At 41.0% G+C, this 466-nt stretch carries 1 pseudogene; it reads right to left on the reverse strand.

The window, feature by feature from the left end:
• Positions 1-290 precede the first annotated feature (290 nt).
• A pseudogene (locus AK963_RS36405) lies at positions 291-466 on the reverse strand (IS256 family transposase); the annotation flags it as partial.

The raw sequence follows: 466 nt of genomic DNA on the forward strand, positions 1-466 counted from the left end.
ATCAGAACCTGATGCACAGAGTTTTTGAGAAGTTAGGCTTGGCAATGAATGACGAAAAAGTCATGAATACTTATGAGGAGCTAAGTAGCTATGGTGCTATCGCTGCATAATAGTGTCCGGAGTATTGAAGTCAGAAAATATGTTTAAAGAGCTGAGTCATATTTACCAATACTGATAAGACAACGCATAACATTTTACAAATGAACCAAAAAAAACCTGGAGCTCAGGACGTTCATTGGTTCACTGTAAAGGAGCCTGTAAATAATTCTGTGTAAACGCCACCAAAACTATTACTCCTTGAACCGGTCAGGAAACATAATTTCAAACCGGTTCATGGCTGCTTTCCAGTTCCTGATCGGCATGGTCCATTTCTCGGAAGCTTTTTCCATGGCCAGATAGATTACCTTCATGACTGGCTCATCAGTCCGAAAAATCTTCCGGTTCTTGATCGCCTTACGAATGACGC

Source organism: Endozoicomonas atrinae, from assembly GCF_001647025.1.
In the GTDB taxonomy this organism is placed as follows: Bacteria; Pseudomonadota; Gammaproteobacteria; order Pseudomonadales; family Endozoicomonadaceae; genus Endozoicomonas; species Endozoicomonas atrinae.